The sequence below is a fragment of the Streptomyces sp. NBC_00224 genome (assembly GCF_041435195.1).
In the GTDB taxonomy this organism is placed as follows: domain Bacteria; phylum Actinomycetota; class Actinomycetes; order Streptomycetales; family Streptomycetaceae; genus Streptomyces.
In genome coordinates, this window is record NZ_CP108108.1 from 1 (window position 1) to 14,886 (window position 14,886).

Consider the following 14,886-nt stretch of genomic DNA (forward strand, 5'->3'; position numbering starts at 1 on the left):
ACCGAACATGGAGCCGCCGTAGCCGACGAGGGGGCTGTGGTCCCCGCGCAGGCGGGGGTGAACCATCGTCCACCCGCGCATCCTGAACTACCAGAGCGTGGTCCCCGCGCAGGCGGGGGTGAACCGGCCGGACTCAAGGGCACCCGCTGCTACCACCAGTGGTCCCCGCGCAGGCGGGGGTGAACCGCGTACGCCGAAGATGAAGAGCTTCAGCTGCACGTGGTCCCCGCGCAGGCGGGGGTGAACCGACTCCGTGGCATTGCGATCCGTGCGAGCAGGCGTGGTCCCGCGCAGGCGGGGGTGAACCGTTCCGCGCCAGCGCCATCAGACCCATGTGCGAGTGGTCCCCGCGCAGGCGGGGGTGAACCGACCGCCGGGTTCGTCCTCACCGAGGACGGGGGGTGGTCCCCGCGCAGGCGGGGGTGAACCGTCGATGGATGAGGTCACTGCGCTGCGCGACGTGTGGTCCCCGCGCAGGCGGGGGTGAACCGCCCTGGACCTGAGTGCCGGCGCCTCGGTCATGGTGGTCCCCGCGCAGGCGGGGGTGAACCGCAGTACGGAACCCCGGAGGCGACCTCATGACCGTGGTCCCCGCGCAGGCGGGGGTGAACCGAGATCGACCGGATCTCCGCCAATCCCGGGCGCGTGGTCCCCGCGCAGGCGGGGGTGAACCGGCGGCAGTTGGAGTGATCGACATGCCGAAGGGGTGGTCCCCGCGCAGGCGGGGGTGAACCGGACAGTTCCGTCAACGGCACTGCAACGGCACTGTGGTCCCCGCGCAGGCGGGGGTGAACCGGCCGCGACGGTCCTCGTGGCCGTGGCTTCCGGGTGGTCCCCGCGCAGGCGGGGGTGAACCGCGGATATCCACGGATTCCTGTCCTACGTCCTGGTGGTCCCCGCGCAGGCGGGGGTGAACCGCGTCCTGTGGGTGTTGGAGTACGGCCGCGCCCGTGGTCCCCGCGCAGGCGGGGGTGAACCGAACGCGATCAGCGCGGTCGCGGGCGCGGTGCTGTGGTCCCCGCGCAGGCGGGGGTGAACCGAACCGGATCGACCCCCGGGTCTACACGGCTCACCGCTCCCCGCGCAGGCGGGGGTGAAGCGGCCACATGGACGCTGCCCTGCACCACAACCCCCTGGTCCCCGCGCAGGCGGGGGTGAAGGGGGAAGCGTACTGGTTGGTGGCGGGGGCGTGGGCGTGAGGTTCTTGGGCTTGAACGGTCGGAGTATGCGCGTCAGTTGGTTTTTTCCATGTCTTGCAGCCGTTGGTGCGGAAGGCTTTGTTGGTGGCTGCGATGGTGACGGTCTCGGCTCCTTTGGATGCGTCGGCGCTGATCACGTCTTTGCCCTCGCCGCTGGTCTTGTTCAGTCGGGCCCAGGTGTAGTAGGTGATGGGGTCGCCCTGGGGGCCCTCGCTGTGGTAGGTGCCGGGCCGGATGTCCCGCCCGATGAGGGAAATGCCGTCACCCGGGATCTGCCCGGCCTTCGCGTGGCCTGTGTCCTCGGAGCGTGGCGGAGCTGCCGTCGGCGGCAGCGCGGCGGTCTCGGTGCGCGTGGCTGTCACCGTGGGGGAGGCGCCCCCGTCGGAGGAGGAGTGCCCGACCGAGCCGGCCAACGCTCCGATCAGCAGCCCCACCGCGGCCGCTGCTGTATGCGTCAGCCACGGCCGGATCCGCCTGCTCCTCGGCTGCCCGTCCTCGCCGTCGGGCCGCTGTATCGGTCCATGCGGAGGCCCTCCAGGCACTCGCCACTCCATCCCCACAGACTGAACCCGCCACCCCGCCCGCGCACGCCAACCCGCCGCAGCGCCACTACTGCTGGGTTCCTGTGAGGCAGGAAACAGCCATCCGGCGCAGCGAGGAGACGCGGGTGCGGTGACCAACATCCCGTCACAGGCTGGTGTTGAGACTGTCGAGGGGAGCAGGTATCGGTTCGGAGCCGAAAGCCTCTGCCAGGGGCAGCGCCGACACTGGCGTGAAGTCGGGGGACGGCGGGGTGCAGCATGGCTGGTGCCTGCGCGGTGAGAAGGATTTCCAGGCCACGCTCTGCATCGCGTCCGGCGGAGCTCCCGCGCCGGCTGGCCGTACGGTGTCTTCGGTACCCGCTCGGCAACGCTCCCCGGCACGGGTAGCCGTATGGACTTTTTGGCAGGTGATCCTGGCCCCCGCTGGGCCGTTCAACCGCGGGTCTTCGCCGTCGACCCTGAGGCCGGCGGGGGCTCTTCGGCGGCATGGCGGGCCCCCGGCTGCGGCAGTACCGGAGCCGGGAGATGTGCATCTTGTATTTCGTTACCGTGGTGTGCACCGGGGGCGTCGTCTACAGCGAGGTCTGGTCCTCACCGTTGAAGCGTTGGTCGCGGCAGCCATCTCGCATCGATCCCGTGATCTTTTGCGCACTCTCCTGCAATACCGCCCCACTGTGAGGCACGTGCGAGCAGCTTGGTCGGGCTTGGCCCGTACGGCTGGTGGGGAGGTGTCGAGTGCTGGCGGTGCTGAGCGCCGTTGGAGCGGAGGCTGTTGGCGATGTTCTGACGTCAGCGGTGATGGGTGAGATGGTGGGAGCCGTGGAGTGAGGGGGGAGATGTTCGATCCGGGACTTGCTGGCCAAGAAACGGCAAAGCGGTCTTGATGTAGCAGCTCAGGAAGCCTGATCCCCGCGCAGGCGGGGGTGAACCGGGCGAGTCGCCCGGGACCGCGCGGCGGAGGAGCTGATCCCCGCGCAGGCGGGGGTGAACCGGGGATCATCGCAGGCGCGCAGGCCTCGGGCGCCTGATCCCCGCGCAGGCGGGGGTGAACCAGGGCGATGATGTGCATCTACGGCGGCGCGGGCCTGATCCCCGCGCAGGCGGGGGTGAACCGCAGGTCTGACATGTCCTACACGGGCACGTGGACTGATCCCCGCGCAGGCGGGGGTGAACCGACCGCCGAGCGCGCCCGCAACCTCTACCTCCTCTGATCCCCGCGCAGGCGGGGGTGAACCGGCCGGCGGGACCGCGGCGGACTGGCGAGCCCTCTGATCCCCGCGCAGGCGGGGGTGAACCGCCCAGGAAATCCACGGAATTGGTGACCAGGACCTGATCCCCGCGCAGGCGGGGTGAACCGAACGTGGCAGAGCAGGCGTTGTGGACGCGGTGCTGATCCCGGGCGCCTGGGCTGTGCTGTTGAGCTCACATTCGCCGGCACCCTCGCGCCCCTTTTGCCTCTCTACAGGTATCCGCCGTTGGTGAGCGGTCGGCTGGGCTCGCGAGACTTCCTGTCTAAAATGCTGGAGCCTCGGTGCAGTTCGTCAGTGAGTGAGGAGATTCCAGTGGTCCCTAGTGGCACGCGTCAAGAACTTGCAAAGGGTCTTTAGCCTCGCAGGTCAGGAAGCCCCGCTCCCCGCGCAGGCGGGGGTGAACCGGTGATCCTGTGACCGGCCGCGAGTACGCACGCCCCGCTCCCCGCGCAGGCGGGGGTGAACCGCCGCACTGGGCGAAAAGCCTGCCCCAGGAGGGCCGCTCCCCGCGCAGGCGGGGGTGAACCGGGCCTGTACATGGTCGAGTCGGCCGGGTACCAGTGGTCCCCGCGCAGGCGGGGGTGAACCGGATCCGCTTTATCGTCCGAATCCCACGTCGTAGTGGTCCCCGCGCAGGCGGGGGGTGAACCGACGAACCCGCGGTTCAACGCGCCGAAGAACTTCCGCTCCCCGTGCAGGCGGGGGTGAACCGAACGCGACCGCGTCGGCGCCGGCCGACCACATCCGCTCCCCGCGCAGGCGGGGGTGAACCGGCGGCTTTAGCGTCATGGCGGCCCACTTTCCCCCGCTCCCCGCGCAGGCGGGGGTGAACCGGGCGTTACGGACTGGACCAAGGTCGCCCAGGGCTGCTCCCCGCGCAGGTGGGGGTGAGCCGGGTCGGGCCAGGCGCGGGCGCTTTGGCGGTGTTGTGGTAACGGCAGGCGGTAGTGGTTCGGGGCGGGATTGCGGTGAGCGGCTGTGTGGGGGAAGCGGCCGGTGTTCTCGTCAACATCCCTGGGGGCATGGCCTGTTGTGAGGCCGGGGGTCTGGCCTGGTGTGTTGTGGCGTTGTCAGTGGCGTGTGGTGGAGTACTGCCCTGCTGCTGGGCTCGGGTGGGGGAGTGATGGTCGATACACGCTTATGGGGAAAGTCTGATGGGCTGCCCATGCCGTATCCGTTGGTAGGGCATCTGGTGGACACGGCGGTGGTGTGCGGGACGGTGTGGGATTCGGTGCTCTCGGCCGCCCAGCAGCGTCGCATCGCCGAGGCGCTGAAGCTCGGGCCGGAACAGGCCCGTGGCGTGGTGATGTTCTGGGCGGGTCTGCACGATCTGGGGAAGATCACGCCGGGTTTCCAGCGGCTCGCGGCTCGGACCAGGCCGGCTGCCTGCGGCTTCCTCGACGAGGCGGCGTATGCGAACGGCGTGCTGTCCGGGGGTGGTTCGGGGGCTGTGCGGCATGAGTACGCCACCCACCGCGCCTTGCCGCAGCTGCTGGCACGGCTGGGATATCCGCAGTCGGGCGGGCGGCTCGCGCGGCTGCTGCTCGCGCAGGTGCCGCAGGTGCTGGGCGGGCATCACGGCCGTTACCCGCAGGGGATTGAGCTGCGTGATCTGCAGGACCCGCTGAGCGTGACACGGGAGCTGGGGGCTGGCGCGTGGGAGGGGCAGCGGTGGGAGCATGCGGCGGCGCTGCACGAGGTGCTGGGCCGGCCCGCGGTACCCGCCTGCGGGGCGTTGCCGGTGGAGGTGGCTGTGGTCATCGCCGGCATGGTGATCGTCTCGGACTGGATCGCCAGCCAGGAACATGTCATCCTCCGCCAGCAGAAGTGCCTTGCCGGCCGGGCGGATGTGGGATCCCGTGCATCACTGGCTGCCCATGCGCGCGCTCTGGTGGGCTCGGCGCCGGTCTTGTTGGAGGAAGCCGGCCTGGGGCGGGCGGCCCTGCGACGCGGCACCTTCGCTGAGCTGTTTCCGGAGATCGCGCGTCCGTACGGTTTGCAGAAGAGTGTGGAGGCCGGGCTGTCCGGGGCGATTGACGGCCCGGGGATTTTGCTGGTGACGGCGCCGACGGGGGAGGGGAAGACCGAGACGGCGTTTTATGCGGCGTCGTTGCTGAGCGCGGCGTGTGGAACGAGCGGGTTGTTTTTTGCCTTGCCCACGCAGGCCACGGCCAACCAGATGTACGGGCGCATGGCCGCTTTCGCGTCGGGCACCTTGCTGGAACCGGCGGCGTTGACCCTTCTGCACGGCGCTGCCGACTTGTATGAACCGTACGGCGATGCGGGCCAGGGCGGTAGCGAGCCGCGCGTGCTGTCCGAGCCCGAGGGGGCAGGCGGGGATGAGGGAGTCTCGGTCGAAGCCAGCCGGTGGCTGCGACGGCGGGGACGGGGCATCCTCGCGCCGCTGGCTGTCGCCACGATCGACCAGGCCCTGATGGCGGTGCTGCCGCTCAGGCGCAATGCCCTGCGCCACCTGGGGCTTTCGGGCAAGACGGTGGTCGTCGACGAGGCGCATGCCTTCGACGCCTATACGCACGCTTTGCTGCTGCGGTTGCTGGAGTGGCTGGGGGCGATGAGGGTGCCGGTGGTGCTGTTGTCGGCGACTCTCACCGGCCAGACCGCGCGCGGACTGGTGCAGGCCTACCTGACGGGCGCGGATCCGCGCGCGGTACGACGCGAGGTGCCCAGCCCCGCCTATCCCGGCTGGCTGTTCGCTTCCCTCAGCGGGCGTGTCATCGAACCCGCGCAGCCGGTGCGCAGCGAGCGAGAGCGCGAGCTGCACGTCGACGTCCGGCACGTCACCCACACCTACGATCCGTCCCTCCAGGAGGGCCGGCTCGTTGCCCTCCTGGAGGTGATCGAGGGCGTGGTGGCCGGTGGCGGCTGTGTCGCGGTCATCTGTACGACGGTCGCCGAGGCGCAGCAGACCTATCAGGCGCTGCGTGCGCATTTTCGGACACGTTTCGGCGAGGGGTATGCAGGCTGGGACGACGCGTCGGTGGGGGACCGCTCGCTCGGCGACGCGCAGGCGGGCCCCCGGCTGCGGCTGCTGCACGCGCGCTTCCCCGCCGGGCGCCGCTCTGAGCTCACGGCAGAGGTGGAGGCGTGGTTCGGCCGCACGGACAAGCCGCACGTGCGCCGCCCCCAGGGTCCGCGCGGGGCGGTGCTGGTCGCCACCCAGATCATCGAGCAGTCACTCGACATTGATTTTGACTTGGTGGTGTGCGACCTGGCTCCCATGGCCATGCTGCTGCAGCGAGCGGGCCGCGTCTGGCGTCACCACGCTCCGCAGCCTTGGCGTCCGGCCTGGGCGCATCGTCCTCGTCTCGTGGTGCTGGCACCCGTCGCAGGCGATCGGAAACTGGCGGTGCCCAAGGCGTGGGGGGATGTCTATGATCCGTCCTTGCTGCAGCGCACGCTGGAACTCCTGGAGCAGCGCAAGGGGACTGCCGTGGCTGTTCCGGGCGATGTGCAAGAGCTCATCGACGCGGTGTACGCGGAGGAGTTCGCCTCCAGTTCCCCAGAGCAGCTGTTCGAGCGTGACTGGAAGCGCCTGGCCGACGGCATGGCCCGCAGGGCGCTGGCGGACATGGTCATGCTGCCCGCCCCGCACAAGGTCTCGTCGCTGCATACCCTGACCACCAGCAATGCCGACGAGGACCTGGTGCGTACGCGTCTTGGGGTGGAGTCCGTGCAGGTCCTGCCGGTGTTCGACGATGGGCAGGAGCGGTGGCTGGACCAGGAGTGCACCGTGGAGTTCCCCATCGCCGGGAGCGGCCCCAACGGCCGCTTCACCACGGGGGACGTGCGTACCCTGCTCGGCTACGTGGCGCCGCTGGCGCACGGACGCTGGCGTGCCGCATGCGGTCCGGAGCACGCACCGCCCGTCTCCTGGCGTGACGAGCCGCGCCTGGCCCGGCTCATCCTGCTTCCCCACCGCATGGAACCCGGTGGCACGCTGCTGGGGGCCAGGCTGGGGGGCGACGAGATCACTTGCCACCGCGACCTGGGGCTGGTCCTGCAGCGGGATGCGTAGCCCGTGGAGCGGCGGCAGGAGCTGGTCAGCGCAACCTGTCACCTTCGGTGCAGCGCAACCTGTCACCTTCGGGAAAACGCGGCACGATCAAGGGAGTTGGGCATAGCGTCGGGACGTACTCCGGAGGCAGCCCGCCTGCCTGGCAAGCCATGCCAGGTGGGCGGGGCTGCTCGACCCCCGCCTGCGCGGGGACGGGCTGAGTAGGAACTTCCCAGCTCACCCGGTCACTGGTTCACCTCCGCCGAACGCTGCGGAGAGATGACCTCAGGGTACGACGGTCCCCGCCCGCTCTCGCGGACTCCGGAGGATCCGCGCGCCGGCCTGAACGTTCCGCATTCCCGTTTCATGATCGAGGTGTTGGCTCGTATGCCTCCCGATGACGGTGTCCCAGATCCCTTCCCCCTGGCCTTACGGCCGTGGGCGCCGGTGTTCGCCGGAGAGTCCACCCGGCGCGTCGGCCTGCTCGAACTCTTCCTTGACGCACACCGGTTCGACGGCCTTGCGGTGGCGATTCCTCCCGCAGCATCGGGCCTGATGCGCATGCTGTGCGCGATGGCCGCACGGATCACGGGCCTGCACGAGGCAACCGACAGCAGCGATTGGCTCGATCGCCGCTATGCCCTGCTGGAGGACTCCTGCGGCTTCGAACCCGACGCGGTCAAGCGCTACTTCGACACCCATGCTGTCGGCCTGCGTCTTTTTGATCCGCAGCGTCCCTTCCTCCAGGATCCCCGGCTAGACCAGGAGTGCTCTACCTCCTCGGGGGTGAACAAGCTGGTACTTGCCCGTCCGGCGGGCAACAACCAAGTGTTCTTCGGGCACTTCACCGACGCTGACCAGGTCGCGCTCGCCCCGGGTGAGGCGGTGCTGCATCTGATCGCCCAGTTGTATTACGGGCCGTCGGGGCAGTGCACACCGCGCACTGTCGACGGGCAGCGCTACGGCAACACCATGGCGGGGCCGCTGCGGCGGGTCCTGTCGTGCCATCCCCTGGGCCGGTCCCTGTTCGAGACCCTGGTGCTGGGTATTCCCGAACCCGGCACCTGGCCCCAGGCCGAGGGCGGGATGGTGGATGGCTGCCCTTGGGAGCGGGAGGTGCCTCCCGACCCCTTGGCCCCGCCCGAGTCGGCGGCGGGCCTGTTGTCCCTGCTGACCGAGCAGTACCAGCACGCGGTCCTGCTCCAGCCGTCCGAGGACGGACAGGGCGTGGTCGACGCCACCATCACCTGGGGCCTGCGGCACAACCGGCCCGCACACCGTGACCCCTACCTGATCTGGGACGAACGCAAGGACGGGCAGATCTATCCCCGCGACGCGGCGGCAGAGCGGGCCTTGTGGCGTGACCTCGACGCACTGGTGCTGCTGCGCCGCGGGGATAGCGGCCGAAGGCCACTGATCTTCGACGGGTTGGGCGGCGACCAGCTGCCACCTGCCGTGTTCCGGGAGCTGCGCGTGGTGGCCTACGGCTTCGACCAGGACGGTCAGACACGGGACCGGACCTACTTCAGCGCCACGACCCCCCGCCTGTTCGCTCTGCTGAACACCAGCGACAGCGACACGGACACGGCGTTGGCACACGGGGCCAAACAGGCGCGCGAAGCAGCCGAGAAAGCAGCCTGGCATCTGTCGACGGCGCTGCGCAGCGCGTGGCGCACCTACACCACCCCCTTCACCCAGGAGCACCCCACCCAGCAGGTGATGACCTCCGCCCAGCCCGCAACGGGCGGCGGAGCTAAGAAAACCAAGAGCACGGGGCCGTGGCCGGACCGGGCGCTGGCCGCATACTGGCCGGCCGCCGAGGAACTCTTCTGGAACCTGATGGAGGGCGCAGACTTCACCGCCGTCGTCCGCTTGTTCGGTGAGATCGCCCTGCACGTGTATGACGACACCACCGCCTCGGTGGCAGCGCAGCCGCGCGGCGCCCGAGCGCGTGAGTCGGCGCGAGGCCTGGTACGCACGCTGCTGGACCACGGCCGTGACCGATGATCCCGACTGCCATGCAGTGCGGCATGGACGTGGGCCCTCTCGGGCCACCGCATGCCCTGTTGTGGACACTGAACAGTTAAGGACTCGCCGATGAGCCTGAGTGACGACCAGCCTCCCCAGCCAGCGACCGACCACAGGCCCGCACCGCAACCGCGTGCGCCAGCCCTCGCCGACTGCGACACCTTCGTCACCAACGTCCGTGCTGCCTGCGCCAGCCCCGGCACCCAGCAGGCGCTCCGCCGCGCGCTGGCCAAACCCGTGGACGAAGTACCTGCCCGCACTCACGCGGCGCTGCTGCGGGGCGGCCTGATCCCCGACTCGGCCCGCGGAGCCAAAAAGCGCGCCTACTACGCAGTGGCCGCCCTGATCGCCGCACGCCCACGCGCCGAGCGCCAGACCGACACTGACACCGCTGCGCCTGCAGACCTGGGGGAGCCGGCACACGAGCAGCCTGCGCAGCCGTCCGCCACCACCGAACCCGTGCCCACTCCCGGCGCCCCGCCCACGGCGTGGGGGGCCAGCCTGGGGGCCAGCCTGGCCCAGGCCGTGACCCGGCACGGCCCGGAGGCCATCAAGGAAGACGGCGCCGAGGCGCGCCTGCACCTGATTGTGCGTCAGGACACCGACGGCCTGCACCGCATGCTGCCCGGCGTGCTGCGCCACCTCGGCTCCGCGGGCACACCGGTCGACTACGGCCGGCTCCTGCACGACCTGGGCCGCTGGCCCTACGCGCGGGAGGCGATCGCCACTCGATGGCTGGAGGACTACTACCGCACCCTGCGCCGCGCCCGCGAACCCCGGCCGTAACCGTGCCCCGTCCCGCTGCATCTCACCACCGCACAGACTGAGGAACCCGCGATGAGCACACACGACGCCCCCACGACAGCCCTGCCCGGCCTGGGCCGGCCGCGTTTCGTCGACATCCACATCCTGCAGACCCTGCCCTTCAGCAACGTCAACCGCGACGACCTCGGCTCACCCAAAACGGTCACCTTCGGCGGCACCACCCGCACCCGCGTCTCCAGCCAGGCGTGGAAGCGCCCCACCCGGCTGGCCGTGGAAGCACAGATCGGGCATCAGGCGCAGCGCACCCGGCGCCTGCCCGTGCAGATCGCCAAGATCCTCACAGCGCGGCAGTGGCCCACCGACCTCGCCGAGCTCGCCGGCGCCCAGATCATCCGCTCCACCGACTCCAAACTCGGCCTGGACAACGGCGACCGGACCACCACATCCCTGCTCTTCCTGCCCGACACCGCCGCCGAGATCCTGGCCGGCATCGCCGAAAAGCACCGTGATCAGCTGGAAGCGGCCCTGGGAACCAAAGCGGCAGCCAAGCCCCTGCTCCCCAAGGACGACATCCACGAGGTCCTGCGCTCCCGCAACGGCTCGATCGCCCTCTTCGGCCGCATGCTCGCCGAAATCCCCGGCGCGGGCGTCGACGGAGCCGTCCAAGTCGCCCACGCCTTCACCACCCACAGCACCTCGGTCCAGGCCGACTTCTTCACCGCCGTCGACGACATCGACCAATGGGCCACCGACGCGGGCAGCGCCCACATGAACACCAGCGAATACAGCAGCGGTGTCTTCTACCGCTACGCCACCCTCGACCTCGACGACCTCACGCGCAATCTCGCCGACGCCGCTCTGGCCCGCACCCTGGCCACCGCCTTCGTCCATGCCTTCATCCACAGCATGCCCAGCGCGAAGAAGACCTCCACCGCCCCGCACAGCATCCCCGACCTCGTCCACCTCGCCGTGCGCACGGACCGGCCCGTCTCACTGGCCTCGGCGTTCGAAAAGCCAGTCCAGGCCACTCGGGAAGGCTGGGGCCAGCCCTCCCGCGACGCCCTTGCCACCTACGCCAGCCGTCTGACACAGCTACTGGGAACGACCGCCGTGGCTCACCACGCCCACGCAGGCATCAACGAGGATCCACTGACAGGACTGGGCACTCACGTGCAGTCCTACACCGAACTCGTCGACCAGGCCCTCGACGCCGCCTACGCCACCAGCGAAGACACGGCCTCATGAGCGGGTTCCTGCTGCAACTGGGCGGCCCCCTGCAGGCATGGGGGGAACACAGCGCCTTCACCGACCGCGACACCGTCTCCCACCCCACCCGGTCCGGACTCATCGGCATGATCGCATCCGCCCTCGGCATCCCCCGCGCCCATGCCGTCGCCGATACCCCAGCAGACAGCCAACTGCCCATCGCCTTCACCCGGCTGAGCCATCTGCGCTTCGTGGTGCGCTGCGACCGCCCCGGAACCCGCCTGCGCGACTTCCACACCGTCGGAGGCGGCTACCCCGTCCACCGCACCGTCCCCACTGCCAAAGGCACCCGCAGGGCAGCCGCATTCGCCACCATCGTCTCCCAGCGCACCTACCTGGCCGACGCCGTCTTCACCATCGCTGTCACCGCCCCAGGCGACCCGGACCTCGCCGCTGCCTGCGCCCGCGCGCTGAGCGCCCCGCACTGGCCACTCCACCTCGGCCGCCGCTCCTGCCCGCCCAACCCCCAGCTGCTCCTGCGCAGCGACGTCCCCGACCCCGTCACCGAGTTGACCAAGGTGCCGCTGGCCCGCCCCGCCCCCGACGCCCGCCACGACACCACCGCCGGCCCCCCGCAAGGTCCTGCCACCGTCTCCGTACGGTTCACGGCAGACACCCCCCTGCCCCCCGGCCTCGCCCCCACCCTCACCACCAGATCGTCCACCACCACCCTCAACGACGATCCCGTACGCCTTCGCGTACACGACCGCGTCTACCGCAGCAGGCCCGCCTACTCTGCCCACTACCCTCTGCCCGCCACCTTGTGCCAGGGCTACGGCCTGGACTACCTCCAGGCCCTCATCACCTACCTGCACCCCGGCAACTCACCCGCACCGCACGAAACGAGCACCCCATGACACCCACAGCACCCCCCGCCACCACCCAGGCCTGGCTCACCCACATCAGCCTCAACCCCGCCAGCCGCGCCGTCCAGTACGACCTCGCGCACGCGGACGCGCTGCATCGCCGGGTCATGACGCTGCTGCCGCACCACCTCGGCGCCAGCCCGCGTGCCCACGCAGGGCTCCTCTTCCGCCTCGACACCGACGCCGCCCCCACCCTCCTCGTCCAAAGCCGCATCGCCCCCGACGCCAGCCGACTCCCGCACGGCTACGGACACACCCAAGTCCGCGAAATGCACGCCCTCTTCAGCGCCCTGCGCCCCGGCCTGAGCGTCTGCTACCGCATCCTGGGCAACACCGTGCGCCGATGCGGCCGCAACAGCACCGCAGGCCGTTTCAAGCAAGCCATCGCCCTCCACGGCGACGACGCAGCCCAGTGGTGGAGCGAACGCGCCACCGCCGCCGGACTCACCCTGAACACCCTCCTCGCCGAACCCGCCGAAACCCTCACCACCCGCCACCCCCAGAACACCACCCCCCACCCCAGCCGGCCGACAGCCCCGCTCCCCGCCACCACCGCACCACCACCCCACAAGGTGGTGGTACCCCATCAGGCCACCCTCTTCCAGGGCACAGCCACCATCCACGACCCCCAAACGGCCCAGGAAGCCCTGCTGCACGGCATCGGCCGCAGCAAGTCCTACGGATGCGGACTCCTCAGCCTCGCCCCCCACCACCCTCACGGATGACACCGCACACCATGGCCAATTCCAACCCGCCACACGACCACACAACGGCACGCCGCCGCATCGCCGCACCCACCCTCGCCATGCTGCCCCGCGTCGGCGACTCCCTCTCCTTTCTGTACGCGGACGTGGTCCGCATCGTCCAGGACGACACCGGCGTCTGCGCCGAAACCACCACCGTGGAAGGCGAGACCACCCGCGTCTATCTGCCCACCGCAGCACTCTCCTGTGTACTCCTGGGTCCCGGAACCTCCATCACCCAGCCAGCACTGGCAACCTTCGCCCGCCACGGCACCACCGTGGTCTGCAGCGGTTCCGGCGGCGTCCGCTGCTACTCCACCACCACCTCCGACGCCCTCACCACCCGCTGGGCTCGAACACCAAGTCCACCAATGGTCCGATCCCGAACGCCGTCTGGACGTCGCCCGGAACATGTACCTCAAACGATTCGACACCCCCGTCCCCGCCTCCACGCCCCTCAACACACTCCGCGGCCTGGAAGGACAGCGCGTCAAGACCCTCTACCGCCTCCTCGCCCAGCAGCACCGCATCGGCCGCTTCCGCCGCAACTACGACCCCGCCGCCTGGGACGACCAGGACCCCGTCAACCTGGCCCTGTCCTCCGCCAACACCTGCCTGTACGGCATCGTGCACGCAGCCCTCGTCGCCCTCGGATGCTCACCCGCCCTCGGCTTCGTCCACCAAGGCAAGCAGCACGCCCTGGTGTACGACATCGCTGACCTGTACAAAGCAGAACTCACCATCCCGCTCGCCTTCTCGCTGCATGACTCGCCCCACCCCGAAGCCATGGCCCGACGCAGCTTCCGCGAAGGACTGCGCCTGTACAAACTCCTGCCGAGAATCGTCGCCGACGTACAGTCACTCCTCGCTCCCGATGAAAGCCGCCCCGTCCCGGACGGCCACGAAGTTGACCTTGTCAATCTCTGGGATCCGGAAGCCGGTTCAGTTCCTGCAGGAGTCAACTATGCAAGGACCGCAGACGCATCGTTTGTTGCGTCTCCTGAACCCCCAGGAGCGTCGAACGAGCCGGACAGGCCGACAGGGGGATCACTGTGAGTCCCGGTAGCTGGGCATCGGCAACAGCCCAACCTGTCCTGAGAGGGAAGGCGGCTGGACAGTGCCGAACCTGACAGTCCTGTCCGCCACGGCGGTCCCCGACCATGTGCGCGGCGCGCTGACCCGTTGGATGATCGAACCCGCTCCAGGGCTCTATGTCGGAACGCTCTCCGCACGTGTGCGTGACGAGCTCTGGCGGGTCGTCAGCGCCTCCATCGGTGACGGAGCCGCTGTACTTGTTCATCCAGAGGCCAACGAGCAGGGGTTCACGGTGCAGACAGCCGGCGAACGGCGCCGCGTCCCTGTAGATCTTGACGGACTCACACTGATCGCGTTCCGCCCGGAGGAGTGTCAAGAAATAGCAAACCGAGGGTAGAAGCCCAGGTCGGCAAGGGTGGTCCCCGCGCAGGCGGGGGTGAACCGCAGCGTCACCGCGGCTCACCTCCCTTGGTGTCGTGGTCCCCGCGCAGGCGGGGGTGAACCGCACGGTCCGCACTACACGCGCAGCTCGACCGGGTGGTCCCCGCGCAGGCGGGGGTGAACCGCACTACATGGACGTGCTGGCCGACCTGGACCGGTGGTCCCCGCGCAGGCGGGGGTGAACCGGTGCGTTCGGACACGAACACGGGGTGGGAGTCGTGGTCCCCGCGCAGGCGGGGGTGAACCGTCGGCCTGTTCTCCGTGGGCCTGCGTGTGCGCGTGGTCCCCGCGCAGGCGGGGGTGAACCGGCGGCGGGCATCACCGTCGACGTCATCGTCGGGCCGCAGACCTGGCGTCTCATCGGCTGAACCCGCCGGATTGCGCCGCACTTGGCGCGGCGTGACGATGGAGGAAAGGGCCTGTTCCAGCGGCAGTCCGCTGCTTACCGGGTGTCGCGCCATGATCGCGGCGGACCGTCTGCTCCGAGCTTCCCCGAACCCCTGGACACGCAGGTCGGAGGACGACGGACATGGCGGAAGAAAAGCGCTTCACCGTGCAGGTGAGCAAGAGGGGAGACCTCGGAGCCCCGAGCGACCCCCAGGACCGCAGGACGAACGTCACGGTGCGCCGACCGTACCGGACGGCTCAGGCCGCCGACGTGCTCGTCGAACGCGAGGGCCGCGAGGGCGTGCGTCCGGCTCCTGGCCGGGCCACGGAGTCCGGGAAAGGCTGAGGA

At 69.9% G+C, this 14,886-nt stretch carries 8 protein-coding genes, 1 pseudogene and 4 CRISPR repeat arrays; all 9 genes and pseudogenes read left to right on the top strand.

Features of this window, described 5'->3' with window-relative positions:
* The first annotated feature begins 36 nt into the window (after nucleotides 1–36).
* Nucleotides 37–1,162: direct repeats of the CRISPR family, unit length 29 nt; unit sequence GTGGTCCCCGCGCAGGCGGGGGTGAACCG.
* Between the two features lie 1,481 nt (nucleotides 1,163–2,643).
* Nucleotides 2,644–3,099: a CRISPR direct-repeat array (repeat unit 29 nt; unit sequence CTGATCCCCGCGCAGGCGGGGGTGAACCG).
* A gap of 268 nt (nucleotides 3,100–3,367) precedes the next feature.
* A CRISPR array of direct repeats spans nucleotides 3,368–3,886; the repeat unit is 25 nt; unit sequence TCCCCGCGCAGGCGGGGGTGAACCG.
* Nucleotides 3,887–4,114: 228 nt separating this feature from the next.
* The 9 genes and pseudogenes from cas3 (at nucleotide 4,115) to OG965_RS41035 (ending at nucleotide 14,883) form a co-directional block, all read left to right on the top strand.
* Entirely contained in the window at nucleotides 4,115–7,027 is a 2,913-nt protein-coding gene (gene cas3 / locus OG965_RS40995) for a CRISPR-associated helicase Cas3' (RefSeq protein WP_371657230.1), read from the top strand.
* Nucleotides 7,028–7,285: 258 nt separating this feature from the next.
* Complete coding sequence (gene casA, locus OG965_RS41000) at nucleotides 7,286–9,013, top strand: type I-E CRISPR-associated protein Cse1/CasA (RefSeq protein ID WP_371657231.1); 1,728 nt, start codon at nucleotides 7,286–7,288, stop codon at nucleotides 9,011–9,013.
* 90 nt (nucleotides 9,014–9,103) lie between these two features.
* The gene (gene casB / locus OG965_RS41005; RefSeq protein WP_371657232.1) at nucleotides 9,104–9,820 is read left to right on the top strand and encodes a type I-E CRISPR-associated protein Cse2/CasB; all 717 of its coding nucleotides are present in this window, start codon (nucleotides 9,104–9,106) and stop codon (nucleotides 9,818–9,820) included.
* A gap of 51 nt (nucleotides 9,821–9,871) precedes the next feature.
* Nucleotides 9,872–11,044: a type I-E CRISPR-associated protein Cas7/Cse4/CasC gene (cas7e, locus tag OG965_RS41010; protein ID WP_371657233.1), complete on the top strand. Its 1,173-nt coding sequence runs from the start codon at nucleotides 9,872–9,874 to the stop codon at nucleotides 11,042–11,044.
* Nucleotides 11,041–11,922, top strand: a complete 882-nt coding sequence (gene cas5e, locus OG965_RS41015) for a type I-E CRISPR-associated protein Cas5/CasD (protein ID WP_371657234.1) — start codon at nucleotides 11,041–11,043, stop codon at nucleotides 11,920–11,922. Before cas7e ends, cas5e begins: the two co-directional genes overlap by 4 nt.
* Nucleotides 11,919–12,656, top strand: coding sequence for a type I-E CRISPR-associated protein Cas6/Cse3/CasE (locus tag OG965_RS41020; RefSeq protein WP_371657235.1), 738 nt, complete (start codon nucleotides 11,919–11,921; stop codon nucleotides 12,654–12,656). The genes cas5e and OG965_RS41020 overlap by 4 nt, the downstream gene beginning before the upstream one ends.
* Nucleotides 12,657–12,736: 80 nt before the next feature.
* Nucleotides 12,737–13,730 (top strand): annotated as a pseudogene (gene cas1e, locus OG965_RS41025) (type I-E CRISPR-associated endonuclease Cas1e).
* Nucleotides 13,731–13,791: 61 nt separating this feature from the next.
* On the top strand, nucleotides 13,792–14,106 hold the full coding sequence (gene cas2e / locus OG965_RS41030) for a type I-E CRISPR-associated endoribonuclease Cas2e (protein ID WP_371657236.1): 315 nt from the start codon (nucleotides 13,792–13,794) through the stop codon (nucleotides 14,104–14,106).
* 18 nt (nucleotides 14,107–14,124) lie between these two features.
* A CRISPR array of direct repeats spans nucleotides 14,125–14,458; the repeat unit is 29 nt; unit sequence GTGGTCCCCGCGCAGGCGGGGGTGAACCG.
* Between the two features lie 221 nt (nucleotides 14,459–14,679).
* On the top strand, nucleotides 14,680–14,883 hold the full coding sequence (locus tag OG965_RS41035) for a hypothetical protein (RefSeq protein WP_371657237.1): 204 nt from the start codon (nucleotides 14,680–14,682) through the stop codon (nucleotides 14,881–14,883).
* Nucleotides 14,884–14,886 lie beyond the last annotated feature (3 nt).